Here is a 26,022-nt window from a genome sequence, read left to right on the forward strand (position 1 = left end):
GGTCATTCCCCTCCGGTATCGTCCGCATGGCTGAGCTTGGCCTGCGATCCGGACTTCTCGCTGTTCACTGAAATGCGCTCGGAGTGGCCGATGCGCGTCGTCAGCTTGTCCAGCGTCTTGCGCATCGCCTTCGCCTCTTCCTGCTGCGCCTCTATCCAGTCGCGCAGCATCTGCTGCTCGCCGCGCATGTTCTTGACCAGACCCTGAATACCTTCAGCCAGGCTCGCCATCGCCGCCGTCGTGCGCTGGTTGGAACCGCCTTCATGGTTGAGGCGGACGAGCTGGTCCGTCAGGCGCTTCAGCTCCTCAACAGGCGCGCCGGTCGACAGGTCGCCGGCAATCGAGAGTTCCGATCCGACATCGGTGACGGAGGAGAGCCAGTTTTCAAGCTCGGTATAGAACCGGTTCTGCGCCCGACCCGCCTGCAGATCGAGAAAGCCGAGGATCAGCGAACCGGAAAGGCCGAAGAGCGACGTCGAGAACGCCGTTCCCATGCCGGTCAGCGGCGCCGACAGGCCGTTCTTGAGAGCGCCCAGCACGTCCTCGGTGCTGCCGGAACCGGCATCCAGTGACTGGATGACGGTGTTGATGGAGCCGATCGTGCCGAGCAGACCCCAGAAGGTGCCGAGCAGGCCGAGGAAGACGAGCAGACCGGTCAGATACCGCGTCGTGTCGCGCGATTCATCCAGCCGTGTTGCAATCGAATCCAGGATCGACCGCAGCGCCGTCGTCGAGATCGCCGTCTGGCGGCCACCGATCAGCGCGCGCATCGGCGACAGCAGGACCGGATCCCGCCCGACCTTGTCGGCGCTGCCGGCGGCGCGGAAAGAATTGAACCAGCGCACCTCTGGACGAAGCCCGAGCACATGGTTGAACGCCAGCAGGATGCCGATCAGCAGCACCCCGAGGATCAGGCCGTTCAGGCCGGGATTGGCGAGGAAGGCATTGTGTGCCTGCCGAAAGAGGATCGCGCCGACGAAACCGACGATGATCAGGAAAATCACCATGGTCCAGAAAAAATGCATGGGGCTCGAAAGCTTATGCGGATTGTAGTCTGCTTCCACCCCTTCCCGACCGTCCCACCCGGACAGATGCAGTTTCGTCATGGGTATACCATTCTCCCGGTTGCATTTGGCGGAACGGTGCCGCGACGCGTCGGAGCCTACTGCATAATTCCTCAAATCGGAATCGATTTAAGAGAAAGTTATGCAGCAAGTTAACGCGCTGCAGCATCCATCGCGCGTCCTGTTTAACGTGTGGCGCTGTAGTGGAGCTTTGCGCCGAATTGAAGGAAAAAACAAAAAGCCTCCGACACATGGAGCGCCGGAGGCTTGGCAAGCAGGAAACGGACGGGCCGTCGATTATTTCGACGGGATCGGACGGTGAACGACGTCGCGCAGCGCCTTGGTGATGTATTCGTTGCCGCAAACGATCGAACCCTCGTTGACCGGCTTGGCGCCGCCATCGATATCCGTCGACCAGCCACCGGCTTCGCGGATCAGAAGCACGCCGGCCGCAATGTCCCAGGCGGCCAGGTCGCGCTCCCAGTAGCCGTCGAAACGGCCGGCTGCAACATAGGCGAGATCGAGTGCCGCCGAGCCCATGCGGCGGATGCCGGCGACTTCGCCCATCACGTGGCGCAGTTCGATCAGGTATTTGCCGTGATTGCCACGACCGAGATGCGGCGTGCCGGTGGCGATCACCGCATCCGACAAGGCCTTGCGCGCAGCGACGCGCAGGCGACGGTCATTGAGGAAAGCGCCGCCGCCACGCTCGGCGGTATACAGTTCGTCGGTTGCCGGGTTGAACACGACAGCGCCGACGATCTCGCCCTGGCGCTCAAGCGCGATCGAGACAGCAAAATGTGGAATGCCGTGCAGAAAATTGGTGGTGCCGTCGAGCGGATCGACGATCCAGCGATGGGCGCCATCGGTGCCGATGATCTCCTCGCCTTCCTCGCCGAGGAAGCCATAGGTCGGACGCGCCTTCAGCAGTTCTTCGCGGATGAGCTTTTCGGCCTTGCGGTCGGCCTGGGACACGTAGTCGCCCGGTCCCTTGAGCGAGACCTGCAGGTTCTGGACTTCACCGAAATCGCGCGCCAGCGACTTGCCGGCCTTGAAGGCGGCCTGAACCATGACATTGAGGAGAGCTGAACGGGCCATCTGGCGATCCTTGTGAAGCGAAGGCCGATCGAGCCTTCTCGATCGGACATTGAACCTGTGTGACGGAACACGGGGATAGCACCTGCCGATCGGGCAAGGCCTGTCATCGAGTTCCATCGTCAAAAAACCGAGTGAAGATCACTCCGCCCGGGACGTGCCGGAAAACCATGGCGCCAGGGGCAAAAACCGGGGCTTCAAGACCACAAAAACCCCGGAAGTTCAAGAGAAATAGCGCCTGGCTCGGCCGAACAGCCGAGATTCAGGCGCCTACAGCGCCGCGCGTCTTATTAGACGCGCAAAGGTCGCTGTAGCACTTTGATTTTTGCTGCATGTTTTTATCCTTAAATCGAATAGGATTTAAGGAAACATGCAGTGGAATCCCGGTCAGCTCGAGCGGAACTTGTTGGCTGCGCTGAGTGCCGCCTTCTGCTGCTGCTCGTTGAGACCGAGGTAGAAGTCTTCCAGCGCATCGTCCTTGAGGCCGGCGCGGCGCGACAGCACATACCACTTCGCCGCCTCGACCGGATTGGGCCGGGTGCCGATGGCGTTGACATAGAGATGGGACAGCCGGTTCTGCGCCACGACATTGCCGCCTTCCGCCGCCCGCTTCATCCAGCCGAAACCGTCCTCCAGGTTGCGATCGCCGGCAATGCCTTCGATCATCCAGATGGCGATGTCGAGCTGCGCCGTGTCGTAACCAGCATGGGCCGCCCGAAGCAGCCATTCCCTGGCCCGCGCCCGCTTGCCTTCGTCAATGCCATCGACGTTGAGATAGATCTGCGACAGCGCATATTGCGCGTCGGCGATCCCCTGCTCGGCCGATTTTTCGTAGTAGGGCATAGCGGCCTTCAGACCCTTCGGTCCGGGGCTGTCGGCCACGAGCGTCTGGCCATAGTTGAACTGGGCCGACCCATTGCCGAGATCGGCCGCCTTCTTCATCAGTTCTTCGGACTTCTTGCGGTCGCGCTTGACGTAGCGCCCTTCCATCAGGATCAGCGCGTATTTGAACATGGCGGCCGGGTCGCCGTTTTCAGCCGCCTGTCCGTACCAGAACGCCGCCTGCTTGGCATTGCGCACCACGCCGAGGCCCTGCTGCAGGATTTCGGCAACAAGCGTTTGCGCGGCAGGATCGCCGAGCTGCGCGCGCGGAAGTGCGAGATCCATCGCCGTCAGATAATAGCCGCGCTGGAAAGCGCCGTAGGCGTCGTCGACCTTGCCGGCGAATGGCTTTTCCGCAGGTAGTGCCGGCAGTTCGGCGCCCATGCGGTCAAAGACATTGACGCCCTGCGAAGGCACCGTGCCATCACCAGCCTTCTTCTTGTCCGCCGGGTCAGCCGGCTTGGCCACAGGCTTGCCCGTGCCTTCTTCAGGCATCGCTGCGCCATTGAAGGGGGTGATGCGGCCGCGCTTTGCAGCGCCACTATCATCGGCGTTGACGCCCAGCTCCTGCACTGGAGCCGGCTTTTCCTGCGCACGCACCGGCGTCGCCACGGCGGCGGTGGCGGCAAGGAGGGCAACGCCCCAACTGAGCTTTGAAGACAGGCGGTTCAACATCGACACGTCTTAAGCTTCAAACCGTGGCGCTTTTTCGTCAAGAAGCGCGTTGACGGCGGCGACCACCGACGGCGCCTGCTCGGGCTCGCCGAAGACGGCCAGGCGAAGCGCCACGAATTCGGCGCCGGTCTCGGCCGCCGCCAATGCGGACTGCGGATCCGTGCCGCCCATGACGATGCAGGGAATCTCGATCATCGAGGCCCACCATTCGGCGAGCGCCAGGTTCTTCGGATGCGCATCCGGCTTGATGTCGCCGTCCGTCTTGCCGAAGAACACGTAGTCCGGACGCACTTCGCCGATTTGAAGCGCGTGATGGCGGTCGGCCGCGTTGCCGCCGCCGACGATAAGCTTCGGCGTGTGCTTCTCGACCGCCTCGCCAAGTGCTTCGGCATTGCCGGAAATATGCAGGCCGTCGGCCCTGGCGCGTCCGGCGACCCGGGAATCGCCCTCGATCAGCGCAGCGGCTCCAGCCTCCTGGATGATCGGCACGAGGCGCTCGGCGTGTTTCTGGAACTCGGCGTCATCGAGGCCATATTGCGGCACGATCACCGAAGCGACGTCGCCGCCCTTCAAGGCGTCGGCAAGCACCTTGGCGCGATCCGCCGGATCAGCGATATCCGGCGCAATCAGCACCAGGCGGCAGCGTTCTATTGTCTTGCTCATGACATCCATTTCTAGCTGTGCCCGCATGTCGACGGAAACCAGCGCTCGATTTCGTTTGGGAAAACCGATAGACGGAGACGTCAAAAGGATCAACCGCCACCGATGCTTCCCGACCTGGACTTCTATCTCGTCGCCATCCCGGCGGTTCTTCTCGTTGGCCTCAGCAAGGGCGGTATGGGCGAGGCCCTTTCGTTGATGGGCGTGCCGATCCTGTCGATGGCCGTCTCGCCGGTTCAGGCGGCCGCGCTGCTCTTACCGATCCTGATCGCGATGGACCTCGTCTCGCTCTGGATGTGGCGCAAGCACGGCGATCGCAAAACCCTGTTCATGCTCCTGCCCGGCGCCATCGCCGGCATTCTCATCGGCTGGGCGACGTCGGCCTATGTCTCGCGCGACTATCTGCGCCTGATCATCGGCCTCATCACCGTGCTGTTCGTCCTGCGCTATGTCTACAATGTCTGGCGCATGCGCAACGGAATAACGATCACGCCCAAGCAGCAACGGGCTGGCCCCGCAACGCTCTGGGGCTCGTTTGCCGGCTATGGCAGCTTTGTCGCCCACGCCGGCGGCCCGCCTTTTCAGATCTACGCCCTGCCGCTTCAGCTCGATCCGCGCGAATACACCGGCACGATCGTGCGCTTCTTCGCCATCCTCAATGCCGTCAAGCTCATCCCCTATTTCGCGCTCGGCCAGCTCGACATGAGCAATCTCAAGATCTCTGCGACACTGTTTCCGCTGGCGATCGTTGCCACCGTCTGCGGCGCCTTCATCGTTCGCCGCATGAAGCCGCAGATCTTCTATCCCTTCATGTATAGCATGGCTTTCATCGCCGGGCTGAAGCTGCTGTGGGACAGCCTCAACAGCCTGCTGGCCGGCGCCTGACTGCATCCAAGCGATCGATCATATTGCAAAGCAAAACGAAAATGCCGCAGCGCACAAATTTCTTGCCGCCCGCGGTGATTTCGCTTAACGTCCGGTCATGACCATTGCGGACCCTTTCGATGCCATCGCGGATCCCAACCGGCGTTACCTGCTGGAGGAACTGCGGCGCGCGCCGAAAACGGTCAACGAACTGGCCGAAGGATTGCCGATCAGCCGGCCCGCGGTATCACAGCACCTGAAGGCCCTGCTCGACTGCAATCTGGTTTCGGTTTCGGCCAACGGTACGCGGCGGATATATGCGATCAACCGCCCTGGCTTCGACAGGCTCAACCTGTGGTTGGATCAATTCTGGGCCTGATGACCGGACGGGAGCGTAACCGCGGCCTGACACAAATCGACCGGGTCTCAAACCCGGTCGAGCGATCCGTATCTTCCGTTGAGGGGATTGGTTGTGAACCTTGTTGCGTCGTCTCCGCGGAGAGGACACCTCCCGTTGTTACTGGGAAATACCGTTTATAATCAGTGAGTCGAGGAGCGAAGCCTTTCGATTTCGTCCCTGATGCGCAGCTTCCTTCGCTTGATGTCGCTGATCATTTCGTCCTCGATGGACGGCTGGTTCATTGCTGCATGGAGCTCCTGCTCCAGTGCGCCATGTTTTTTCTCAAGCGTTGCAAGATGAGCCTCAATGGTCATTGGCAGTCCCTTCCTTTTGCTTGCATCCGGCTGGTAAATGCCGGATGTTCCATGGTTGTAACCTTACTACTGTGCCATGCCATTTTTCATTTGTCGAAGGCGAAATGATGACGACGGATAACTTCCCGTTACCGCCCAAGATGTGATAGAGCGGCGCATGAAATTCCGGTTCGAGGAGGACTTCGCAACCGGGCTGATGGGGATCGCTTTGCATGCCGGACCAGGACCAGGCCGAACTCAGATTGACCGCCGCGCGGCTGAGGCAGGAACATGAAGATTATGATGCTGCCATCAACGCCATGATTCAGACCGGCTGCGATGCGCTGAGAATTCAGCGCATGAAGAAGAAGAAGCTGGTCATCAAGGACAAGATCACCAAGCTCGAAGACCAGATCATCCCCGACATCATCGCCTGAAGCGGAACTTTAAAGACGTGCTCGACACCACTACCCCACCCGTCGCCATCATCATGGGAAGCCAGTCCGACTGGGAGACGATGAAGAACGCCGCCGATACGCTCGACGCGCTCGACATTGCCTATGAGGCTCGCATCGTTTCTGCACACCGCACACCTGATCGGCTGGTAAGCTTCGCCAAGGGCGCGCGCGACGAAGGCTTCAAGGTCATCATCGCCGGTGCCGGCGGTGCCGCCCATCTGCCGGGCATGTGCGCCTCGATGACGCCGTTGCCGGTCTTCGGCGTGCCGGTGCAATCGAAGGCACTGTCCGGGCAGGACAGCCTGCTGTCGATCGTCCAGATGCCGGCCGGCATTCCCGTCGGAACGCTGGCGATCGGACGCGCCGGCGCGGTCAACGCGGCACTACTCGCCGCAGCCGTACTGGCGCTCAGCGACAACGACCTTGCCGACCGTCTCGACGACTGGCGCGAGCAGCAGACCGTCGCCGTCGCCGAGTATCCGGTGGACGACGCATGACAACCATTGGCATCATTGGCGGCGGCCAGCTCGGCCGCATGCTGGCCATGTCTGCTGCACGGCTGAACTTCCGCGCCATCATCCTCGAGCCGCAGCCCGACTGTCCGGCAGCGCAGGTGGCAAACGAACAGATCGTTGCCGCCTATGACGATGAACGCGCGCTCGATGCGCTGGCGGCCGCCTGCGACATCGTCACCTACGAATTCGAGAATGTGCCGGTTGCGGCCGCCGAGAGGCTCGCCCGTGCCCGGCCTGTCTTCCCGCCGCCGAAGGCACTGGAAGCCGCCCAGGACCGCCTGGTCGAAAAACGCTTCCTCAACGACAGCGGCATCGTCACCGCCCGCTTCCATGCGGTCGACAGCCAGGCCGATCTTGAGGCGGCACTTGCCGATTTCGGCGGTTCCGGCGTCCTGAAGACCCGCCGCCTCGGCTATGATGGCAAGGGACAACGCGTGTTCCGCTCCGGGCAGGACAGCCCGCAAGGCGCCTTCGCGGCGCTCGGCTCCGTGCCGCTGATCCTCGAAAGCTTCGTGCCGTTCGGGCGCGAAATCTCCATCATCGCTGCCCGCTCGGTAGATGGCGCCGTCGCCTGTTACGATCCGGCGGAGAACGTTCACCGCAACGGCATCCTGCATACATCCACCGTACCCGCGGCCATTGGCCCTGCCACCGCCGAGACCGCGCGCACTGCGGCCAAGGCGATCCTCGATGCGCTCGGCTATGTCGGCGTCATCGGTGTGGAGTTCTTCGTGCTTGCCGACGGTAGCCTCGTCGCCAATGAAATGGCGCCGCGCGTGCATAATTCCGGCCACTGGACGGAGGCGGCCTGCATCGTCTCGCAATTCGAGCAGCACATTCGCGCCGTGGCCGGCCTGCCGCTCGGCAATCCCGTTCGCCACTCCGACTGCGTGATGCAGAACCTGATCGGCGACGACATCGACGATGTGCCGGCCTGGCTTGCCAAGGACAACGTTTTCGTCCATCTCTACGGCAAGACGCAAGCCCGACCGGGCCGCAAGATGGGTCACATCACCCGCTTGACGTGAGCCTCAAAGCCACAGAAATGCGGGGCAAGGCGCCAAAATCCGGTGTCTTGCGGTTGACACAACAGGGGTGACACGGTATTTGCCATCCCACCTTATGGAGCGCGCTGAATGGCGCGCTTTTGATTGTTAGAAATACCGGGCGAATTTTGTTTCCCCGAAACCTGCGGATCAGGAAAATGAAGATCAAGAATTCGCTCAAGTCGCTGAAGACCCGCCATCGCGAAAACCGTCTGGTTCGTCGCAAGGGCCGTATCTACATCATCAATAAGCAGAACCCGCGCTTCAAGGCACGTCAGGGCTGAGGCCCAGACTGGTTTCTGTTTGGCGTCTCGCTTCGGCGATGTCCCAAAATTGATTTTGATCTTATTCCGTGGCGAGCTAACATGCTCGCCATGCGAGTTTTTGTACCCTTGATTCTGGCGTGTTCCGCCCTTCTCGCCGCCTCAGTTGGAGCCGGCACCCTGACTTTCGCCGCAGAGACGGCACCGGAAACCGAGGCCGCCAGCCTCACCACCCCAAAGCAACGCCTCGACGCCCTGTTCTCCGACCTCAAGAAGGAACGGGACGCCGACAAGGCGCGCGAACTCGCCAACCAGATCCGCCTGGAATGGCAGGATTCCGGCAGCGCGACGGTCAACCTGCTGATGCAGTGGGCCGACAAGTCCATCACCGACAATAAGCCGGCGGCAGCCCTCGATATCCTCGACCAGGTGATCACGCTGGCCCCGAGCTACGTCGAAGGCTGGAACCGCCGCGCGACCCTGCACTACACGATGGGTAACTATCGCAAGTCGATGTCGGACATCAATCATGTCCTGTCGCTCGAGCCTCGGCATTTCGGCGCGCTCGCCGGCATGGCCGCAATCCTCGGCTCCGCCGGCAAGGACGAGCTGGCGCTCAGGGCCTGGGAGCAGTTCCTGGCAATCTATCCAGCCGATCGCAAGGCACAGGAGCAACTGGGCGAGCTGACCGAAAAGCTCGCGGGCAGCAAGACGTAAACCGGACGGATGCCGAAGCAAGCGCAGGCCCCGCGATGACGCCTCCCACGGAACTGGCCGCTATCCGCAACCTTGCCACGGCAGCGCACCTGTTCGTGGAGCCGATCTGGCTGGAATGGAATAGCGCCTGGAACGGCGATGCGCCGGTCACGCCCTCTCAATGGACATGCGGGCGCACAAGTCTGTTTCTGTCGCGTGCCCTGGCGGCTGAAGGTTTCGAGGCTTCATGGGCAAGCGGCACGCCCCGCCTGTCATCTTCCGGGCCGGAATTGGGCGATTTCGGCTTCCTCAGTGACGCCGGCTGGCAAAGCCACGCCTGGGTCGAGTGCGGCAACGTTATCGTCGATATTACGGCCGACCAGTTCGGCGCTCCTCCCGTGCACATCGTCGATCGCTACGATCGCCGCTATAGCAAGGGCGACCGCGACACGGCATTGCCGGAGTTCATTCGGGCCTGTCAGCGCGCGGTGGACGAAATCTGGCCACGATGGCGCTGCAATAGCAGAAAACCATCGACCCTTATCCCTGAGATGTTTGCGTACACTGCAGAGTAAGAGGAGCCGCCGAGACAATGGTTCTAGCCGCCCTGTTCATCGTTGCCCTCACCCTCGCAGGCATCGCCTACAGCCAGCGTAGCGCACGAAACATCAGCGCGCGGTTCCCGAATACGGGCGAGCTGATCGACATCGGCGGCTTCCGCATGAACAGCGTCCACCTGCCGGCGACTTCGGAGGCTGACCTGGTCCCGCTCGTCTTCATTCACGGTGCGAGCGGCAACCTGCTCGATCAGATGCATGCCTTTGCTCCGGCCTTCGAGGGCCGCGCGGAGATGCTTTTCGTCGACCGGCCGGGCCACGGCTACTCCGAGCGCGGCGGGCGGGCGAATGATCGCCCCGATGGCCAGGCGGATGCGATCGCAAAGCTGATGGACATGCGAGGCATGCCTCGGGCGATCATCGTCGGCCACTCCTTCGGCGGGGCGATCGCCGCGAGCTTTGCCCTTCGCCATCCGGAAAGGACGACAGGCCTTATCCTGCTGGCGCCCGCGACCCATCCCTGGCCGGGCGGCATCGACTGGTACTACCGGCTGACGGCACTGCCCTATGTCGGCTGGCTGTTTGCCCATACGCTGGCTGCGCCGATCGGCCTCCGGCGGATCGATAGTGGCACGCGGTCGGTCTTTTCGCCCAATCCGCGACCCGCCGACTACATCGACAAGACGGCGCCGCACCCACGATCATCGTCAGCGGCGACAGCGACGACATCGTGCTGGCCGATATTCACTCGCGCAGCCTGGCGCGCGACATTGCCGGATCGGAACTGCTGTGGATCGGCAACCTCGGCCACAAGCCCGATTATGTCGTCACCGACGTGGTTGTCGCCGCAGTGGAGAAACTGGTGGGCAAACCCGGCGATCTCCGCGCAGCGGTGAAGCTCGCCGAAGAGAGGCTCACCGACGGCAAGGCGCATTGATAGGAGCGGAAGTTTTATCTCAACCGATCCGAGGCCTGAGCCGTCGACCTTCCCAGCGTCTCGACGAGATAATCGATGAACACGCGAACCTCGGGCGAAAGGTGACGTCGGCTGAGGTAGACGGCATAGAGGTTGAGCGCGCTCATATGCCAGCTTTCCAGCAAGGGGACCAACCGACCGGAGGCGATATCGTCTCCGACGATGAAGTCCGGCTGTACGATGACCCCGCCGCCGGCGAGTGCCAGCGCGCGCAGCAGATCGCCATTGGTGGCATGCACGACCGGATCAATCCGAACCTGCGTCTCGCGCCCCTCGACATCGGAAAACATCCAGCTATCCCCGAGCGAGAGATAGGAATAGCTAAACGTTTCATGGCCGCCGAGATCGGACGGTTGCTGCGGCGTGCCGCTGCGAGCGAGGTAATCTGGCGAAGCACAAACGATCATCCGCACCGGTGCGATTTCACGCGCGATAAGGCTGGCGCTGGGCGCGCGGGCAATGCGCAAGGCGACATCGACACCGGAATGGGCGAGATCGACGAGCATGTCGGTCAAATCGATGTCGAGACGCAAGCCGGACCAGCGCCTCGGCCTCTTGATATCGGCGAGTATCTGCCGGGCACGTTCGTAGAAGAGCTGTCCCGGCTCTGTGAACAGGTCACTGGACCAAGGAAGGCGTGATGGATGAGGAATACCTCTTTTGGGACAATCAGGGCTTCATGAAGCAGATCGGCCTGGCCCAATAGAAAGACAGAGGCCATGGGAGCAGGTTCACTGCTCCCATGGCCTCATGGCATTCTGAAACGAGCGGCGAGCCTCAGATACCGCTCAGGCCGTCCGAGCCGATATAGGCGATGCGCAGCATGTTGGTGGCGCCGGGCGTGCCGAGCGGCACACCGGCCGAGATGATGACGCGTTCGCCGGGCTTGCCGAAACCCTCATGAGCAACGATGCGGCAGGCACGGTTGACCATGTCGTCGAGATCGGTCGCATCCTCGGTGACGACGCAATGCAGGCCCCAGACGACCGAAAGCCGGCGAGCCGTCTGGACGATCGGCGACAGCGCGATGATCGGAACCTGCGGGCGCTCGCGCGCGGCGCGAAGGCCCGTTGTGCCGGACGAGGTGTAGCAGACGATTGCAGACAACCGCAGCGTCTCGGCGATCTGGTGGGCGGCCAGCGAAATCGCGTCGGCACCGGTCGCCTCGGGCGGCGTGCGCTGCGCGTAGATGATGCTGGAATAGTGCGGGTCGCGCTCGACGCTGCTGGCGATCGACGCCATGGTCGAGACGGCTTCCACCGGATACTCGCCGGAGGCGGATTCAGCCGACAGCATGATGGCGTCGGCGCCTTCGAAGACGGCAGTCGCAACGTCGGAGACTTCAGCGCGCGTCGGCACCGGCGCGGAGATCATCGATTCCAGCATCTGCGTGGCCACGACCACCGGTTTGCCGGCGCGGCGACAGGCGCGCGTCAGCTGCTTCTGCAGGCCAGGCACAGATTCGAGCGGCATTTCGACGCCAAGGTCGCCGCGTGCAACCATCAGCGCGTCGGAGAGCTCGATGATCTCGTCGATGCGCTCGAGCGCCTGCGGCTTCTCGATCTTGGACATCAGACCGACGCGGCCGCGGGCGATCTTGCGAACCTCGGCCAGGTCCTCGGGACGCTGGACGAAGGACAGCGCCACCCAGTCGAACTCTCCGGTTGCCAGAATCGCATCGAGGTCCGAGCGGTCCTTGTCGGTCAGGACGCCGACGGCCAGCAGCGTGTCGGGCAGGCTGACGCCCTTGCGGTCGGAAATCCTCGTGCCGGCAACAACCGTTGTGACGATGCTCTTGCCGTCGGTCTTTTCGGCGCGCAGGTGCAATTTGCCGTCATCGATCAGCAGGCGATGGCCAGGCTTGACCGCTTCGAGGATTTCCGGATGGGGCAGAAACACGCGGGTGCTGTCGCCAGGCTCGTCCTTGTTGTCGAGGGTAAAGGTCTGACCGACCTTGAGGTCGACCTTGCCTTCGGCAAACTTGCCGACGCGCAGCTTCGGACCCTGCAGGTCGCCGAGAATGCCGATCGGGCGGCCACAGCGCGCTTCGACCGCGCGGATGCGCTGCACCAGCGTGCGCATCACGTCGTGGCTTGCGTGGCTCATGTTGATACGGAACAGATCAGCCCCCGCCTCGTGCAGCTTCTGGATCATCTGCTCGTCGGCCGACGCCGGTCCGAGCGTGGCGAGGATTTTGACTTTTCTGTTCCGCTTCATCAATTCTGGCTTTCCTGCGTGCCGGGCGTATCGGAGAGCTGAACCATCCAGCTTCCCTGCCGCCCCGTGTCATATTCCTTGAATCCCATCCGCTGGAAGCCGCGGGCAAAGCAGTCCTGCACGCCCGAAACCTTGAATTCGTTTTCGGCGACGCACATGTTGACGTCGCCGGTCCAACGGCCACCCCGGGCCGCGTCTTCAGCGTAGAGATAATAGTATCGCGATTCGAGCTCGCCCTCGATCAGGGTCGCACATGTGGTCGCGGGAACCTGCCACCACCCCTCGGTTACCCAGCCTTCCTTGGCGCGGTAACCGATCGCCACGCCGACCAGATTTTGCGTGCCATTGCAGACGCGAAAATCGGCGCGAGCCTCACCGGCAAATAGAAATGAGCCTGAAATAGCCAGGGAAAACAGGAGGATCCCCCCCAATGTCGACAGCCCCGGCTTCGCTTTGGAAAATGGATATCTGGACACGGTTTCCGATGGAACTCCGTTTTGATTTGCGTGGCCTTTCTTGCGACGACCAGCCCGGAAAGTCAACGTAACTCTAATCGATTACATCGGGCTAATTAGGTGTCGATTGCGCAAAACAGTTGCGTTTTTCTTGTGAATGTCTCCGACGCGTGCAATCAAAAGCATACCCCCCCGAAAGCAGACTGGAACTGCATGCAGCACTATTCGCCCTATGAGATTATCGAAGCCAACCCCACAACCGGCCTCGTACTACTCGCCGACCACGCCATGAACCGCCTACCGGAAGAATATGGCAGCCTCGGCCTGCCGGCAGCCGCGTTTCAACGTCACATCGCCTATGACATCGGCGTCGAACATCTCGTCCGCCGGCTCTCGGCCGCACTCGACGCACCGGCAGTTCTAGGGTGCTTCTCGCGACTTTTGATCGACCCCAATCGCGGCGAGGACGATCCGACCCTGATCATGAAGATTTCCGACGGCGCGATCATTCCGGGAAACCACCCGATCAGCGAGGAGGAATGGGACAACCGGCTGAACCGTTTCCATCGGCCCTATCACCGCGCAGTCGCCGAGACACTGGAGCGCAGTGCCTTGGCCACGGGCAGCGCCCCGCTGGTCATCTCAATCCATTCCTTTACGCCCGCCTGGAAGGGTGCCGTCCGTCCGTGGCACGCGGCCGTGCTCTGGGACAACGACGCGCGCGCGGTGCTGCCGCTGATCGAAAAGCTCGAAGCATCGGGCGATATCGTCGTCGGCAACAACGAGCCCTATGACGGAGCGCTGCGCGGGGATACGATGTTCCGGCACTGCATGGCACCGGGCATTCCCCATGCCCTGATCGAGATCAGGCAGGATCTGATCGCAGACGAGGCGGGCATTGCCGCATGGGCCGATCGGCTCGCCCCGATCCTTGCCGATCTCAATACCCGGCCCGACCTGCATCGCTACGAACGGCACCCGTCGCGCACCGGCGCCTACGACATTTGAGACCAGGAAAGACAACATCATGACCGAGCTCACCCCGGACCAGCAGACCGCCTTCGAAGCCGCCGCCTTCCGGCGTCTGGTCGCGCACTTGCGCGAGCGCAGCGACGTGCAGAACATCGACCTGATGAACCTTGCCGGCTTCTGCCGCAACTGCCTGTCCAACTGGTATCGGGACGCAGCCAACGAGGCCGGCGTGACACTCGACAAGGAGCAATCCCGCGAGATCGTCTACGGCATGCCCTATGAGGAATGGCGGGCGCTGCATCAGAGGGAAGCCTCGAGCGAGCAGAAAGCCGCCTTCGAAACCAACCGCCCCAAGGAATAAACCTCTGCGCCGGGCCACCGCCACGGAAATGCCAGCGTTGTTGCGCAATGGCCCTTGACCTTGGCCGCCGTTCGCGGCACGTCACGGCACCCAAGAATTTCATTCCCCGCAAAAGGAGAAGACCATGTCAGATGCACACGGCGTCGCACGCGACCAACTCCGCGCTTTCATCGAACGGATCGAGCGCCTGGAAGAAGAAAAGAAGACCATCGCCGACGACATCAAGGACGTCTACGGCGAAGCCAAGTCCACCGGCTTCGATGCCAAGATCCTGCGGAAGGTCATCTCCATTCGCAAGCAGGACGCCGATGAGCGCATGGAACAGGAAGCGATCCTCGACACCTACCTGCAGGCGCTCGGCATGATCCCGGCCGCGGCTGAAGAAGAATAATTTCTCCTGCCATAGACAGCAAAAAGCCCGCCGGTATCACCGGCGGGCTTTTTTTGTGTTGAGTCTTATTTGCTCGAAACTCAGTTGGTGCTGAACTTCTTCACTTCCATGAAGTTGACGGCGTTGCCGCTGAAGCGGGCCGTATCGACCGTTGTTCCGGCCGTGCTGTTGAAGCCCGCAGCATAAACAGTCGTCGGGGCCGTGCGCAGCGTCTTGCTGACGAAGCGCGGTGCCTTCACGGGCTTGGAAAGCGTCGCGACGCGGCCGGCAGAAAGGGCCCATTCGGAGATGATCTTCTGCGTCAGCTTCGGCTCGGTGCGAACCGACGAACGGGTCGCGGCGTCGGCATCATGCTTCTTCGGACGACCACCTTTTGCCGGGGCTTCGGCCTGGGTGTCGAAGGCGCCATCAAAGGCATTGGCGCGGCCATTCGTCGAGGCCTGCGGCGCATAGGCGGCCATTTCGACCGGCTGGGCGACTGGCTCGCGCTCTGCCTGTGTCGGCGCGGCAAGCGCGACGCGTGTCGATGCCTGGGCCGTGGTATCACGCGGCGGCTCGGCCGAAGCCAGAACCGGGCGCTCTGCAAAGGCAGGCACGGCAACCTTGGCATCCGCGACAGCGGCAAGAGCCGCATCACCCGCCGGGCGCATGGCCGGCACCGGCACGAAGCCAAGTGCCTGCATGTCCGTTGCCAGCGGATCGACCGATGCCACAAGCGTCTCGCCGGCAGCAGCGTTCACGCCACCCCGATCGAGCATCTGCGGGACCGGCACCTTGACCGAGGTCAGATCGGCAAATTCGCTCGGCATTTCCGGCGTCTGCGGCAGGGCGGCAGCAAGCGCGTCCTGGGCCGCGTTCTTCTGCGGCGCGACCAGGGCCACGGCTACGCCGCCATTTTCAGGCGCATCCTTGAAGGCCGGACGAACGGCCGGAACCGGTGCATTGATGTTCTGATCGGCTGTGGTGGTCTCGGCTGTGGTGGTCTCGGCTGTGGTGGTCTCGGCTGCGACCGAACCGGCAACACCCGGAAGTGCTTCCTGGGCGGCAGGTGCCGACGCCGTCTGGACCTTTGCCGGAGTGGCTTCTTCATCGCCGGGGCCGGCCGCGATTGCCGAGGGTTCTTCATCCTCGTCGCCGCCACCGCCAAAGAGCATGGCGAACAGGTTACCGCGACGCTTGCCGCCCTCGGCATCGCCCGCACCCTTGGCGCCACCACCGGCAACTTCGATCGCCGAGGCGCCGACGCGACGCTTGTAGTCGGCAACAGCCTGGTTATAGCCCGGCAGCGGCTTGCCGTCGGACGGAACGTGCATGGTCTTGCCGTCGGGGAAGAGACGGGCCAGTTCGTTGCGGGTCATGCGCGGCCAGGCGCGAACGCCGCCGACATCCATGTGAACGAACGGAGAGCCTGAGGTCGGGTAGTAGCCGACGCCACCGACCTGGAATTTCATGCCGATTTCGCGCACCGTCTTCAGCTTCACGTCGGGAATGTAGAAGTCCATCGCCTTGCCGAGCATGTGCTGGCTCTTCTTGGCAACGCCCTTGGAGCGCGAACGCAGCATGCCGTTGGTGGCCGGCGAACGATAGGCCGAAACGACGTGGATATAATCGCGCGAGCCACTCTTGGTGTAGACTTCCCACACGAGGTCGAGCAGGCGCGGATCCATCTTGGTCGGCTCGTTGCGACGCCAGTCGCGCAGGAACCGGTTGATCTGCTGCAGGCCCTTCGGGTCATAGCGGCCGTTGCGCTTGAAGGTGATCTGCGCCTTTTCCTGCGTGTGGATGAAATAGAGCTTCAGCGTACGCGTCTGGCCGGCGGCCTCGACGGGAGGTGCCATGCCAGGCGTAACCAGAGACACCGCAAGGGCGATGGATGTCAGAACCTGCGGCACCTTACGGGTCATCGCCGAGCAGAGTCTGCTAGCTAAGGAGCCGAGAGGCTTCTTAAAACTGAACAAATTTGGCATTCAATCCCCGTCCGACGGACAACCGTGCTTCGCTGTCTCAGATGACTGTCAAATAAGGTGACAGGATGGCATATATGCCACAGTCGTCACCGCCCCTTATAATATAGTGAACACTTCACTAACAAGGTCTAAACGGCGGTGACGGAATCGCACGGCTAGTGAGGCGTGAATGCGTCGATTTTATGCCGCCTCACGCAAGGGATTGTCGGGATCGATGCCGTAATCCTTGAGTTTGCGGTAGAGCGTCGACCGGCCGATACCGAGTTTGCGCGCCACCTGGCTCATCTGGCCCCGATAGAATTTCAGCGCAAAACGAATCAGTTCCTCCTCGACTTCGGCGAGTTTGCGCACGTCTCCGCCCTCATCGACGCTGGCAATTGCGTTCTCCATACGGCCATCATGCGTGGCATCGGCCTCCATCGATTTCGCCGTGCTGGCAAAATCGGGATAGACGCTTACGGCCGGATCGGCAGCGGCGGTGCGCTCGGGGCCGGCATCGCCCCAGGAGAAACCGCTGCGGTCGGAAACGACGTAGCCGGGGATCTGCGTGGCGATCTGCGGGAAGTCCTTGACCGTCAGTTCGTTGCCGTCGGCCAGAACGACCGCACGGAAGATCGCGTTCTCCAGCTGGCGGATGTTGCCCGGCCAGTCATAGGCGGTGAGCAGCGCCATCGCACCGCTCGAAACGGTGAGCGGCGTGCTGAGCCTCTGCTCGGACGCAAACCGGTCGACGAACGAGCGCACCAGGACCGGGACGTCCTCCTTGCGCCGGCGCAGCGCCGGAATGGTGATCGGGAAGACGTTGAGACGATAGTAGAGATCCTCGCGGAACCGGCCTTCGCGCACCTCGTTGATGAGGTCCTTGTTGGTGGCCGAGATCAGTCGCACGTTGACCCGGTGCGGATGGCGCGCGCCGATCGTCTCGATCTCGCCCTGCTGGACCGCACGCAGCAGCTTCACCTGCACTTCGAGCGGCAGGTCGCCGATCTCGTCGAGGAACAGGGTGCCGCCGTCGGCGTCGACGAACTTGCCGCTGTGCTTTTCGGTGGCACCGGTAAAGGCGCCCTTCTCGTGGCCGAAGAGAATGCTCTCGACCAGATTGTGCGGGATGGCGCCACAGTTGACGGTGATGAACGGCTTGCCCGAACGGTCGCTGGCCGACTGGATCGCCCGCGCCACCATTTCCTTGCCGACGCCGGATTCACCCTCGAGCACGATCGGAATGTTAGACTGCGCAGCCCGGCGAGCGAGATCGATCACCCGGATCATCGCCGGGCTGGCCGAAACGACGTCATCGAAACCGACGGCACCGCCGCGCGGGCGGCGCGAGGTTTTGACCTTGCCGTCGCGGCTCGCCATCTTCAGCGCGTTGCCGAGCGCCACCGACAGCCGCTCCGGAGAAACCGGCTTGACCAGGAAGTCGAAGGCACCGGCCTGCATCGCTTGCACGACGGTTTCGATACCGCCCTGCCCCGTCTGCACGATGACGGGCGTATCGACGCCCCGTTCCGCCAGCGCATCGAGAAAGCCGTGGCCGTTCATTTCGGGCATCAGCAGATCGAGAAGGATGACGTTGATGATGCCGCCCTTGCGCTCGAGCAGCTCCAGGCCACTGCGGCCATTGTCGGCGAGATGCGCGACATGACCGAGACGCTCGATCATGTTCGTCAGCAACCGGCGCTGCACCGGATCGTCATCGATGACAAGAATGTGTGATGTCACGGAAGCCTCCTGCTTTGGACACGCGGTACTTTTTGGCCAACGTCATGTGCCAAATCACGTCAGGCATCTGTGCCATAAAGGGCTGAACATCATCTTTTGAGAAATGCTTGCATTTTATCCATTGGCGGCGATAGCAATGGAACCCATATCGCTTGCCTCTTCCTGCCACGAACGAGAGAAATCCGACGATGACCTTCCGCACCTTCGCCCTCGAGAAAACCATCGTCCGTGCCGCCACCGGCCCCGCCCAAGGAGCTGTGGCCGAGCTCGGCGATCTGCCCTCCTGGCGGCTGGAGGATCTCTATCCGTCCGCAACCTCTGATGCATTCCGTTCCGACATGAAGAAGGCCGAGGCGGACTCGATTGCGTTTGAGGCCAAGTGGAAAGGCAAGCTTGCCACCGCTGCGACGAAAGCCGGCGACGAAGGCATCGGTGCTGCCGTGAAAGAATTCGAAGCGCTGGAAGACATCATGGGGCGCATCGCGTCCTTTGCCGGCCTGACCTATTTCTCCGACACCTCCAAGCCGGAAAACGGCAAGCTCTACGGCGACGTGCAGTCGAAGCTGACCGATATGTCGGCGCATCTCCTGTTCTTCTCGCTCGAACTCAACCGCATCGACGATGCGGTGATCGACGCAGCGCTTACCAACGACAGCCTGGCGGCGCACTACAAGCCCTGGCTACTCGACCTGCGCAAGGACAAGCCCTACCAGCTTGATGACAAGCTCGAGCAGCTGTTCCTCGAGAAATCGATGACCGGGCCAGCCGCCTTCAACCGCCTGTTCGACGAGACCATGACGTCGCTGACCTTCACCGTCGACGGCGAGACGATGCCGCTCGAAATGGCCCTGAACCTGCTGCAGGATCCCTCGACCGAGGTGCGCAAGAAGGCGGCGATGGCGCTTGCCGAAACCTTCAGGGCCAATATCCGCACCTTCACGCTGATCACCAATACGCTCGCCAAGGACAAGGAAATCTCGGATCGCTGGCGCGGTTTCGAGGATATCGCCGACAGCCGGCACCTCGCCAACCGCGTCGAGCGCGAGGTCGTCGATGCGCTCGCGGAAGCGGTGAAGTCAGCTTATCCGCGCCTTTCGCACCGCTACTATGCCATGAAGGCGAAGTGGCTCGGCATGGAACAGATGGAGTTCTGGGATCGCAACGCGCCGCTGCCGGAAACGCCGAATGCGCTGATCTCGTGGAACCAGGCGAAGGATACGGTGCTTTCGGCCTACCATGCCTTCGCCCCAGAGATGGCCGCAATTGCCCGCCGCTTCTTCGATGACCGCTGGATCGATGCGCCGGTGCGCCCCGGCAAGGCCCCCGGCGCCTTCGCCCACCCGACCGTTCCCTCCGCGCACCCCTACGTGCTCGTCAATTATATGGGCAAGCCGCGCGACGTAATGACGCTTGCCCACGAACTCGGTCACGGCGTGCACCAGGTGCTCGCCGGCGAGCAGGGCGCGCTGATGGCCTCGACGCCGCTGACCCTCGCCGAGACGGCATCGGTGTTCGGCGAAATGCTGACCTTCCGTGCGCTTCTCGACCAGACCAAGGACAAGCGCGAGCGCAAGGCCATGCTCGCCCAGAAGGTCGAGGACATGATCAATACGGTCGTGCGCCAGATCGCCTTCTACGAATTCGAGCGCAAGCTGCACACGGCCCGCAAGGAAGGCGAACTGACCGCCGAGGATATCGGCAATCTGTGGCTTTCGGTGCAGGCGGAAAGCCTCGGGCCGGCGATCCGGATTTCCGAGGGCTACGAGACCTACTGGGCCTATATCCCGCACTTCATCCACTCGCCGTTCTATGTCTATGCCTATGCTTTCGGCGATTGCCTGGTGAACTCGCTCTATGCCGTCTACCAGAACGCCGAAAAGGGCTTCCAGGCAAAGTATTTCGAGCTGCTGAAAGCCGGCGGCACCAAGCACCATTCGGAATTGCTCGCTCCCTTCGGCCTCGATGCCACCGATCCGTCGTTCTGGGCACAGGGTCTGTCGATGATCGAGGGGCTGATCGACGAACTCGAGGCGCTTGATAAGGCGTGATCCGGCGCGGGCCGAGCCCGCGCTCCAGAGACTTTCAAGGAAAAGTGCGAAGCGGCATCGATGAACGAAAACGCACCTTTTGTGCTTTTCCGGGACGACAGCGAAAATCGGACCACGGTTTTCACTGATCCGGAGCGCGTCGTCACGGCGCGGACCAAAGCCGAATTCCGCCGCGGCCTCGCCGAGCTTGAGCGTGCACATGCGGCCGGCAAATGGATTGCCGGCTTCATGGCATATGAGGCGGGCCATATCTTCGAAGAGAAGCTGAGCCCCTTTGCCGAGGAGGGGGGGCGCGAAACGCCGCTGATGTCCTTCGGCATCTTCGACGCACCGAGCGACGACCATCCGCTTGGCGAGCCGCAACGTCGGATGGAGAACGAGCCTTTCCTTGCCGAGCCGCGTGCCGCCTGGGATTTTCCCACCTATCGCGAGCGGTTCGACCGCCTGCATCAGCATCTGCGCCAGGGCGATTGTTATCAGGCGAACCTGACGATGCCGATCCGCGCCCGCTGGACGGGCGATCCGCGCGCCGCCTTCTGGTCACTGATCGAACGGCAACCGGTAAAATACGGCGCGCTCGTCGTGCTGGATGGTCCGATCCTCGTCTCGCGCTCGCCCGAGCTCTTCTTCCGGGTCGACGCTGACCGATGGATTGAGACGCATCCGATGAAGGGCACCGCAAAGCGCGGCGCGTCGGCTGAGGAGGACGCCGAGATCATTGCTGCCATGCGCACTGACGAGAAGACCCAGGCCGAAAACCGCATGATCGTCGACCTCTTGCGCAACGACATCTCGCGCATCACCGAGGTCGGAACGCTCGACGTCCCGAAACTGTTCGACATCGAGACCTATCCGACCGTTCACCAGATGGTCAGCCATGTCAGGGCCAAGCTGCGGCCGGATGTCGGCATCACCGATATTTTCGCCGCACTCTTTCCCTGCGGCTCGATCACCGGCGCGCCGAAGATGCGGGCGATGGAAATCCTGCACGATCTCGAAGACGGTCCGCGCGACGCCTATTGCGGCGCAATCGGCTTTATCGCGCCGAACGGCATCATGCGCTTCAGCGTGGCGATCCGCACCATCTCGCTGTTTGCCAATGGCGAGGCCGTCTTCAATGTCGGCGGCGGCATCGTCTTTGATTCCGGCGCCCAGTCCGAATATGACGAATGCCTGCTCAAGGCGCGGTTTGCCATCGGCGATGCCGAGATCGCCCGATGACGGATTTTTCCCTGATCGAGACCCTGCGCTACGAACCCGATGTTGAATTCGTTCGCTTGAGGTTACATCTCGCCCGGTTGAAACGATCGGCACGAAGATTGGGATTTGCCGGCGCCGAGCGGGCGCAGGCGGAGCTGCAAGCCGCCGTCCAGGGTGCAACAGGCCCGCTACGGGTCCGCCTGACGCTTGACCGCAACGGCACCGTCGCCGTGACCACGGCAACTTTCACGCCCCTTGCAGAAGACACTGTCTGGCGCGTGCGTTTTGCTCAAACGCGGCTCTCTTCCGAAGACAAGCTGGTGCGGGTGAAGACCACCCGGCGCGACATCTACGAGACGGCACGCACTGAATACCCGGCAACCGAGGTCGACGAAGTTCTTCTCCTCAACGAAAAGGGCGAGGTCTGCGAGGGAACGATCACCTCAATCTTCCTCGACGATGGCAGCGGCACGCTGAAAACGCCGCCGATCGCCTGCGGGCTTCTGGCCGGCGTGCTCCGGACGGAACTCATCTGCCAGCGACGGGCGCGCGTCGCCCGCCTGTCGCTCGACGATCTGGCAAAAGCCGAGCTCTATGTCGGGAATTCGCTACGGGGCCTGATCCGGGCGAAGCTCTGGGTCTGAACCCGGCAAGGTGTACCGCTTTACCCGGTCGCGCCCGTCGCGCTTGGCGAGATAGAGCGCCTCGTCGGCGCGGGCATAAATGTCCTTGACGCCGTCGCCTTCCCGATACTCGGCCAGCCCCACCGAACAGGTGTAGTAGAACTCCGGGATACTCGCGAGCGGCCTGGCGCTGCGCACCTTGTCGAGCAAGCGGTCGAGGATCATGTTGCCTTCGCTGATCGTGGTGTCGGGCAGGATCAGCATGAACTCCTCGCCGCCGATGCGGCCGAAGCAATCGGAGCGGCGCACGAACTCCTGCATCTGGCGGGCGAAGTCGAGCAGAACCTCATCGCCCTGATGGTGGCCGTAGCGATCGTTGATCGCCTTGAAATAGTCGATGTCTATGATGGCGACGCAGCCCCACATATGCGGGTTCTGGGCGCAATTGGCGATGAATTCACCGAGCCGCCCCATGGTATAGCGCCGGTTGGGCACATTGGTGAGTTCATCGACCTGCGAGGCGCGCAGCGCGAAATCGCGATCCTGCCTTAGCGCGCGCTCCTCGACGCGAATGGTAGTGATGTCGACGGCGACGCACAGCATCCACCCCCTGGCATCGACCGTTTCCGTCATCCACAGCCAGCGGCCGTCATGCAGGTCGGTCTCCATCGCCCGAAACGGGATCTTGCCGCGCCGATTGATCGTTGAGGCTATCCAGGCATTGATGTCGCTGGTCGAGAGCACGGTTCCGCGACCGGCGGCATGGTTGCGCCGCATGATTTCCGCCCAGGTCGGCGCCTCGTCGGCCTCGATGAAATAGGCAGCGCGAAAGGCATCATTGGCAAATTGCAGCCGGTCGTGCTGATCGTAGAGCGCCATCAGCACGGGTGTTTGGGCCTGCAGGCCCATCAAGGTCTTTATATGGTCGCCGGTCACGTTCAGTCTGCGACGCCTCCAGGTCGGGGAAGGAAACAACAATCATGGCGCGTAGCGGATGATTGTATCAAAGCTATAGCACGAAGTCCTTGTGACAAGCTTCGGCCCATGCGAAACGAAAGGGAATATGGTTAAATCGCGAGCATGATCCGGTCATCCCGCATGAAACACACGCCCTACGACGGCTCCTCCAAGCCCTTTACGATCGGCCTCACGCAGCTCGATCCCGATCGCTGGATCGAGCCGGACGTCCAGCTGCAGCACTATCTCGACCAGAAAGCCCAGTTGCTCGCACAGTCCCGCGACGTGGTTTTTGCCGCCGACGACCGGACGCAGGACGCGCAGAGCGAACTGCTGCAGATCCTGTCCGACTATCTGCCGACACGGTATCCCGACATCTACTGTCGGCAGGACGAAACAATGATGGTCGGCGGGCGACGGGTGCCCTTGTCCGGCGACGACGCGCTTGTGCTAGCGGGCTCGCTCGTTCAGGACGACCTGGCGATCATGCAGCGCGACGACCGCGGCTGGCGCCTTGGCGCCGCCTACATCGCCTTCCCCTCGTCCTGGTCGCTCGCCGAAAAGTTCGGGCGCACCATGGACGAGATCCACGCCCCGGTCCCCGGCTTCGGAGACGGCACGCGCAACGCCGAACTCATCAGCCGCATGTTCGATAACCTGCCGCCTGGCCGCTTCGTCGAACGCTTCAACTGGGCCGTCAATGTCGACGGCTCCCTGCATCTGCCGAAGCCCAAATCGGAAGGGGTGTCGGCCGGCGCGATCGAGCTGACCGAAGAGCGCACCTTCATCCGCGTCGAGCGCCAGACGTTGCGCAAGTTGCCGCGAAGCGGCGCGATCGTCTTCACAATCCGGATCTATTCCGATCCCCTGGCGCTGTTGCGACAGCGGGCGGATGCGGGAACTTTGGCCCTTTCCTTCATCGAGCAATTGCGCTCTCTCGACCTGCCGCAGGCGGCCTACAAGGGCCTCGTCAGCAAGCGGGACGCTCTCATTTCGGCCCTCATTTCCATCGCCGGTTAAACAATATCGCAGATCAGCGTTGACCCGGCGGCCCTTTATTGTGACAGCAAACTATGCTCTAGGGCCTATCACACGGCGCGAGCCTCATTTTCAGACACTTTCAACACCGTCACTGGGAAAGTTTCCTCAGGAGTAAGACCAAAATGGCAGACACCACCTATCCGGTTTACGGCGAGATCACCGGCCCGATCGTCATGATCGGCTTCGGTTCGATCGGCCGCGGCACCTTGCCGTTGATCGAGCGCCACTTCAAATACGACAAGAACCGGTTGATCGTGGTCGAGCCGCGCGAGGATGCTGCCGACAACGAGATCTTCGAGCGTCATGGCGTCCGCCACGTTCGCGCCCATGTGACGAAGGACAACTATAAGGAGCTGCTGAAGCCGCTCCTGACCGAAGGCGAAGGCCAAGGCTTCTGCGTCAACCTGTCGGTCGATACCGGCTCGCTCGACCTGATCAAGATGTGCCGCAAGCTCGACGTTCTCTACATCGACACCGTCGTCGAACCGTGGCTCGGCTTCTACTTCGATGCCGAAATGGACAACGCCTCGCGCACCAACTATGCCCTGCGCGAAACCATGCGCAAGGAAAAGGAAAAGAACCCGGGCGGCACCACGGCCGTTTCGACCTGCGGCGCCAACCCGGGCATGGTCTCCTGGTTCGTCAAGCAGGGGCTCCTCAACCTCGCCAACGACCTTGGCGTGAAATACGACGAACCGCATCAGGACGACCGCGAAGGCTGGGCGAAGCTGATGAAGAAGGTCGGCGTCAAGGGCGTGCACATCGCCGAGCGCGACACCCAGCTGACCAAGAAGCCGAAGCCGCTCAACGTCTTCTGGAACACCTGGTCGGTCGAAGGCTTCATCTCCGAAGGTCTGCAGCCGGCTGAACTCGGCTGGGGCACCCACGAAAACTGGATGCCGAAGAACGCCAAGAAGCACAAGAAGGGCTGCAAGGCGGCCATCTATCTGGAGCAGCCGGGTGCCAACACCCGCGTGCGCACCTGGTGCCCGACGCCTGGCCCGCAATACGGCTTCCTCGTCACCCACAACGAGTCGATCTCGATCGCCGACTTCTTCACCGTCCGCGACAAGGACGGCGAAGTTACCTATCGCCCGACCTGCCACTACGCCTACCATCCGGCCAATGACGCCGTCCTTTCGCTGCACGAAATGTTCGGCAACGGCGGCAATTCGCAGCCAGTCCATCATGTTCTTGACGAGAAGGAACTCGTTGAAGGCGTCGACGAACTGGGCGTCCTGCTCTACGGCCATGACAAGAATGCCTACTGGTTCGGTTCGCGCCTGTCGCTGGAAGAGACCCGCCGCATCGCCCCCTACCAGAACGCCACCGGCATGCAGGTCACCTCTGCGGTGCTCGCGGGCATGGTCTGGGCGCTCGAAAACCCGAAGGCCGGCATCGTCGAAGCCGACGAGATGGACTACAAGCGCTGCCTCGAAGTGCAGCTGCCCTATCTCGGCCCGGTCGAAGGACACTACACCGACTGGACCCCGCTCGACGGTCGCCCGGGCCTGTTCCCGGAAGACATCGACACCAAGGATCCCTGGCAGTTCAAGAACATCCTCGTTCGCTAAACCGCTGACATTGCGAAGCATCCGGCCCGGGGCATTTCTGCCCCGGGCTT

27 protein-coding genes and 1 pseudogene are annotated in these 26,022 nt (G+C 62.2%); 17 read left to right on the plus strand and 11 right to left on the minus strand.

From position 1 onward, the window contains the following. Positions 1-2 precede the first annotated feature (2 nt). From ASD02_RS31150 to ASD02_RS31165, 4 genes are all read right to left on the minus strand, one after another. Complete coding sequence (locus ASD02_RS31150; RefSeq protein ID WP_025424778.1) at positions 3-1,106, minus strand: MotA/TolQ/ExbB proton channel family protein; 1,104 nt, start codon at positions 1,104-1,106, stop codon at positions 3-5. A gap of 255 nt (positions 1,107-1,361) precedes the next feature. Continuing rightward, a complete protein-coding gene (locus ASD02_RS31155) occupies positions 1,362-2,162 on the minus strand; it encodes an inositol monophosphatase family protein (protein WP_025424779.1) in 801 nt (266 codons plus the stop codon). A 384-nt stretch (positions 2,163-2,546) separates the two neighbouring features. Beyond that, positions 2,547-3,716, minus strand: a complete 1,170-nt coding sequence (locus tag ASD02_RS31160; RefSeq protein ID WP_025424780.1) for a tetratricopeptide repeat protein — start codon at positions 3,714-3,716, stop codon at positions 2,547-2,549. A 9-nt stretch (positions 3,717-3,725) separates the two neighbouring features. Then, a complete protein-coding gene (locus ASD02_RS31165; RefSeq protein WP_025424781.1) occupies positions 3,726-4,379 on the minus strand; it encodes a thiamine phosphate synthase in 654 nt (217 codons plus the stop codon). A gap of 102 nt (positions 4,380-4,481) precedes the next feature. On the opposite strand from ASD02_RS31165, the gene ASD02_RS31170 reads away from it, so the two are divergent. Both ASD02_RS31170 and ASD02_RS31175 read left to right on the plus strand, forming a co-directional pair. Further along, the gene (locus ASD02_RS31170) at positions 4,482-5,261 is read left to right on the plus strand and encodes a sulfite exporter TauE/SafE family protein (protein ID WP_025424782.1); all 780 of its coding nucleotides are present in this window, start codon (positions 4,482-4,484) and stop codon (positions 5,259-5,261) included. Positions 5,262-5,358: 97 nt separating this feature from the next. Then, positions 5,359-5,619, plus strand: coding sequence for a metalloregulator ArsR/SmtB family transcription factor (locus ASD02_RS31175; RefSeq protein WP_025424783.1), 261 nt, complete (start codon positions 5,359-5,361; stop codon positions 5,617-5,619). Positions 5,620-5,780: 161 nt separating this feature from the next. Here ASD02_RS31175 and ASD02_RS37665 read toward each other — a convergent pair whose 3' ends face one another. Then, positions 5,781-5,954, minus strand: coding sequence for a DUF465 domain-containing protein (locus tag ASD02_RS37665; RefSeq protein WP_038575691.1), 174 nt, complete (start codon positions 5,952-5,954; stop codon positions 5,781-5,783). 212 nt (positions 5,955-6,166) lie between these two features. Here ASD02_RS37665 and ASD02_RS31180 point away from each other — a divergent pair, with 212 nt between their 5' ends. The 7 genes from ASD02_RS31180 (at position 6,167) to ASD02_RS31210 (ending at position 10,364) form a co-directional block, all read left to right on the plus strand. Further along, complete coding sequence (locus ASD02_RS31180) at positions 6,167-6,370, plus strand: YdcH family protein (protein WP_025424784.1); 204 nt, start codon at positions 6,167-6,169, stop codon at positions 6,368-6,370. 53 nt (positions 6,371-6,423) lie between these two features. Continuing rightward, entirely contained in the window at positions 6,424-6,888 is a 465-nt protein-coding gene (purE, locus tag ASD02_RS31185; RefSeq protein ID WP_038576471.1) for a 5-(carboxyamino)imidazole ribonucleotide mutase, read from the plus strand. Next, a complete protein-coding gene (locus ASD02_RS31190) occupies positions 6,885-7,934 on the plus strand; it encodes a 5-(carboxyamino)imidazole ribonucleotide synthase (protein WP_057221573.1) in 1,050 nt (349 codons plus the stop codon). The genes purE and ASD02_RS31190 overlap by 4 nt, the downstream gene beginning before the upstream one ends. A gap of 176 nt (positions 7,935-8,110) precedes the next feature. Then, the gene (gene ykgO / locus ASD02_RS31195) at positions 8,111-8,236 is read left to right on the plus strand and encodes a type B 50S ribosomal protein L36 (protein WP_025424787.1); all 126 of its coding nucleotides are present in this window, start codon (positions 8,111-8,113) and stop codon (positions 8,234-8,236) included. 81 nt (positions 8,237-8,317) lie between these two features. After that, complete coding sequence (locus ASD02_RS31200) at positions 8,318-8,932, plus strand: hypothetical protein (protein WP_025424788.1); 615 nt, start codon at positions 8,318-8,320, stop codon at positions 8,930-8,932. Between the two features lie 35 nt (positions 8,933-8,967). Continuing rightward, positions 8,968-9,486, plus strand: coding sequence for a hypothetical protein (locus tag ASD02_RS31205; protein WP_057221574.1), 519 nt, complete (start codon positions 8,968-8,970; stop codon positions 9,484-9,486). A 17-nt stretch (positions 9,487-9,503) separates the two neighbouring features. Then, entirely contained in the window at positions 9,504-10,364 is an 861-nt protein-coding gene (locus tag ASD02_RS31210) for an alpha/beta fold hydrolase (protein WP_244494320.1), read from the plus strand. A 55-nt stretch (positions 10,365-10,419) separates the two neighbouring features. Here the strand turns inward: ASD02_RS31210 and ASD02_RS31215 are convergent, their stop codons facing one another. The 3 genes and pseudogenes from ASD02_RS31215 to ASD02_RS31225 all read right to left on the minus strand — a co-directional run. Next, positions 10,420-10,977: a substrate binding domain-containing protein gene (locus ASD02_RS31215; RefSeq protein WP_025424791.1), complete on the minus strand. Its 558-nt coding sequence runs from the start codon at positions 10,975-10,977 to the stop codon at positions 10,420-10,422. Positions 10,978-11,221: 244 nt separating this feature from the next. Continuing rightward, positions 11,222-12,661: a pyruvate kinase gene (gene pyk, locus ASD02_RS31220; protein WP_057221575.1), complete on the minus strand. Its 1,440-nt coding sequence runs from the start codon at positions 12,659-12,661 to the stop codon at positions 11,222-11,224. Next, positions 12,661-13,032: pseudogene (locus ASD02_RS31225) on the minus strand (DUF1036 domain-containing protein); the annotation flags it as partial. The pseudogene ASD02_RS31225 and the gene pyk, both read right to left, overlap by 1 nt. Positions 13,033-13,329: 297 nt before the next feature. Here ASD02_RS31225 and ASD02_RS31230 point away from each other — a divergent pair. The 3 genes from ASD02_RS31230 to ASD02_RS31240 all read left to right on the plus strand — a co-directional run bounded on the left by ASD02_RS31230 (position 13,330) and on the right by ASD02_RS31240 (position 14,840). Further along, the gene (locus ASD02_RS31230; RefSeq protein WP_025424794.1) at positions 13,330-14,124 is read left to right on the plus strand and encodes an N-formylglutamate amidohydrolase; all 795 of its coding nucleotides are present in this window, start codon (positions 13,330-13,332) and stop codon (positions 14,122-14,124) included. Between the two features lie 19 nt (positions 14,125-14,143). Next, on the plus strand, positions 14,144-14,449 hold the full coding sequence (locus ASD02_RS31235) for a DUF1244 domain-containing protein (RefSeq protein WP_025424795.1): 306 nt from the start codon (positions 14,144-14,146) through the stop codon (positions 14,447-14,449). Between the two features lie 124 nt (positions 14,450-14,573). Further along, positions 14,574-14,840, plus strand: a complete 267-nt coding sequence (locus ASD02_RS31240) for a DUF2312 domain-containing protein (RefSeq protein WP_025424796.1) — start codon at positions 14,574-14,576, stop codon at positions 14,838-14,840. Between the two features lie 80 nt (positions 14,841-14,920). On the opposite strand, the gene ASD02_RS31245 is transcribed toward ASD02_RS31240, so the two are convergent. Both ASD02_RS31245 and ASD02_RS31250 read right to left on the minus strand, forming a co-directional pair. Next, complete coding sequence (locus ASD02_RS31245) at positions 14,921-16,807, minus strand: DUF882 domain-containing protein (RefSeq protein WP_057221576.1); 1,887 nt, start codon at positions 16,805-16,807, stop codon at positions 14,921-14,923. Positions 16,808-16,987: 180 nt separating this feature from the next. Continuing rightward, positions 16,988-18,529 carry a sigma-54 dependent transcriptional regulator gene (locus ASD02_RS31250; RefSeq protein WP_057205656.1) on the minus strand — a complete coding sequence of 514 codons (1,542 nt, stop codon included), beginning with the start codon at positions 18,527-18,529 and terminating at the stop codon, positions 16,988-16,990. 188 nt (positions 18,530-18,717) lie between these two features. Here ASD02_RS31250 and ASD02_RS31255 point away from each other — a divergent pair, with 188 nt between their 5' ends. From ASD02_RS31255 to ASD02_RS31265, 3 genes are read left to right on the plus strand one after another with little or no spacing between them, the layout of a single operon-like run. Next, entirely contained in the window at positions 18,718-20,577 is a 1,860-nt protein-coding gene (locus tag ASD02_RS31255) for a M3 family oligoendopeptidase (RefSeq protein WP_057221577.1), read from the plus strand. Between the two features lie 60 nt (positions 20,578-20,637). After that, entirely contained in the window at positions 20,638-21,798 is a 1,161-nt protein-coding gene (locus ASD02_RS31260) for an aminodeoxychorismate synthase component I (RefSeq protein ID WP_025424800.1), read from the plus strand. Continuing rightward, complete coding sequence (locus ASD02_RS31265) at positions 21,795-22,421, plus strand: aminotransferase class IV family protein (RefSeq protein ID WP_057221578.1); 627 nt, start codon at positions 21,795-21,797, stop codon at positions 22,419-22,421. Before ASD02_RS31260 ends, ASD02_RS31265 begins: the two co-directional genes overlap by 4 nt. On the opposite strand, the gene ASD02_RS31270 is transcribed toward ASD02_RS31265, so the two are convergent. Then, positions 22,386-23,336 (minus strand): GGDEF domain-containing protein, encoded by a 951-nt coding sequence (locus ASD02_RS31270; protein WP_025424802.1) that lies wholly within the window; start codon positions 23,334-23,336, stop codon positions 22,386-22,388. The two genes, ASD02_RS31265 and ASD02_RS31270, sit on opposite strands and share 36 nt — an antisense overlap. Positions 23,337-23,480: 144 nt before the next feature. Between ASD02_RS31270 and ASD02_RS31275 the strand changes: the two genes are divergently transcribed. Together ASD02_RS31275 and ASD02_RS31280 are read left to right on the plus strand one after the other, a co-directional pair. Further along, complete coding sequence (locus tag ASD02_RS31275) at positions 23,481-24,377, plus strand: DUF3445 domain-containing protein (protein ID WP_025424803.1); 897 nt, start codon at positions 23,481-23,483, stop codon at positions 24,375-24,377. A 143-nt stretch (positions 24,378-24,520) separates the two neighbouring features. Continuing rightward, a complete protein-coding gene (locus tag ASD02_RS31280) occupies positions 24,521-25,972 on the plus strand; it encodes a homospermidine synthase (protein ID WP_025424804.1) in 1,452 nt (483 codons plus the stop codon). Positions 25,973-26,022 lie beyond the last annotated feature (50 nt).

This window comes from Ensifer sp. Root1252, from assembly GCF_001425885.1.
Lineage (GTDB): Bacteria > Pseudomonadota > Alphaproteobacteria > Rhizobiales > Rhizobiaceae > Ensifer > Ensifer canadensis.

Excerpts from the sequence above, each read along its gene's own strand:
- ASD02_RS31150 (WP_025424778.1), bottom strand. The coding sequence starts at position 1,106 with ATGACGAAACTGCATCTGTCCGGGTGGGACGGTCGGGAAGGGGTGGAA.
- ASD02_RS31155 (WP_025424779.1), bottom strand. The coding sequence starts at position 2,162 with ATGGCCCGTTCAGCTCTCCTCAATGTCATGGTTCAGGCCGCCTTCAAG.
- ASD02_RS31160 (WP_025424780.1), bottom strand. The coding sequence starts at position 3,716 with ATGTTGAACCGCCTGTCTTCAAAGCTCAGTTGGGGCGTTGCCCTCCTT.
- ASD02_RS31165 (WP_025424781.1), bottom strand. The coding sequence starts at position 4,379 with ATGAGCAAGACAATAGAACGCTGCCGCCTGGTGCTGATTGCGCCGGAT.
- ASD02_RS31170 (WP_025424782.1), top strand. The coding sequence starts at position 4,482 with ATGCTTCCCGACCTGGACTTCTATCTCGTCGCCATCCCGGCGGTTCTT.
- ASD02_RS31175 (WP_025424783.1), top strand. The coding sequence starts at position 5,359 with ATGACCATTGCGGACCCTTTCGATGCCATCGCGGATCCCAACCGGCGT.
- ASD02_RS37665 (WP_038575691.1), bottom strand. The coding sequence starts at position 5,954 with ATGACCATTGAGGCTCATCTTGCAACGCTTGAGAAAAAACATGGCGCA.
- ASD02_RS31180 (WP_025424784.1), top strand. The coding sequence starts at position 6,167 with ATGCCGGACCAGGACCAGGCCGAACTCAGATTGACCGCCGCGCGGCTG.
- purE (WP_038576471.1), top strand. The coding sequence starts at position 6,424 with ATGGGAAGCCAGTCCGACTGGGAGACGATGAAGAACGCCGCCGATACG.
- ASD02_RS31190 (WP_057221573.1), top strand. The coding sequence starts at position 6,885 with ATGACAACCATTGGCATCATTGGCGGCGGCCAGCTCGGCCGCATGCTG.
- ykgO (WP_025424787.1), top strand. The coding sequence starts at position 8,111 with ATGAAGATCAAGAATTCGCTCAAGTCGCTGAAGACCCGCCATCGCGAA.
- ASD02_RS31200 (WP_025424788.1), top strand. The coding sequence starts at position 8,318 with ATGCTCGCCATGCGAGTTTTTGTACCCTTGATTCTGGCGTGTTCCGCC.
- ASD02_RS31205 (WP_057221574.1), top strand. The coding sequence starts at position 8,968 with ATGACGCCTCCCACGGAACTGGCCGCTATCCGCAACCTTGCCACGGCA.
- ASD02_RS31210 (WP_244494320.1), top strand. The coding sequence starts at position 9,504 with ATGGTTCTAGCCGCCCTGTTCATCGTTGCCCTCACCCTCGCAGGCATC.
- pyk (WP_057221575.1), bottom strand. The coding sequence starts at position 12,661 with ATGAAGCGGAACAGAAAAGTCAAAATCCTCGCCACGCTCGGACCGGCG.
- ASD02_RS31230 (WP_025424794.1), top strand. The coding sequence starts at position 13,330 with ATGCAGCACTATTCGCCCTATGAGATTATCGAAGCCAACCCCACAACC.
- ASD02_RS31235 (WP_025424795.1), top strand. The coding sequence starts at position 14,144 with ATGACCGAGCTCACCCCGGACCAGCAGACCGCCTTCGAAGCCGCCGCC.
- ASD02_RS31240 (WP_025424796.1), top strand. The coding sequence starts at position 14,574 with ATGTCAGATGCACACGGCGTCGCACGCGACCAACTCCGCGCTTTCATC.
- ASD02_RS31245 (WP_057221576.1), bottom strand. The coding sequence starts at position 16,807 with ATGCCAAATTTGTTCAGTTTTAAGAAGCCTCTCGGCTCCTTAGCTAGC.
- ASD02_RS31255 (WP_057221577.1), top strand. The coding sequence starts at position 18,718 with ATGACCTTCCGCACCTTCGCCCTCGAGAAAACCATCGTCCGTGCCGCC.
- ASD02_RS31260 (WP_025424800.1), top strand. The coding sequence starts at position 20,638 with ATGAACGAAAACGCACCTTTTGTGCTTTTCCGGGACGACAGCGAAAAT.
- ASD02_RS31265 (WP_057221578.1), top strand. The coding sequence starts at position 21,795 with ATGACGGATTTTTCCCTGATCGAGACCCTGCGCTACGAACCCGATGTT.
- ASD02_RS31275 (WP_025424803.1), top strand. The coding sequence starts at position 23,481 with ATGATCCGGTCATCCCGCATGAAACACACGCCCTACGACGGCTCCTCC.
- ASD02_RS31280 (WP_025424804.1), top strand. The coding sequence starts at position 24,521 with ATGGCAGACACCACCTATCCGGTTTACGGCGAGATCACCGGCCCGATC.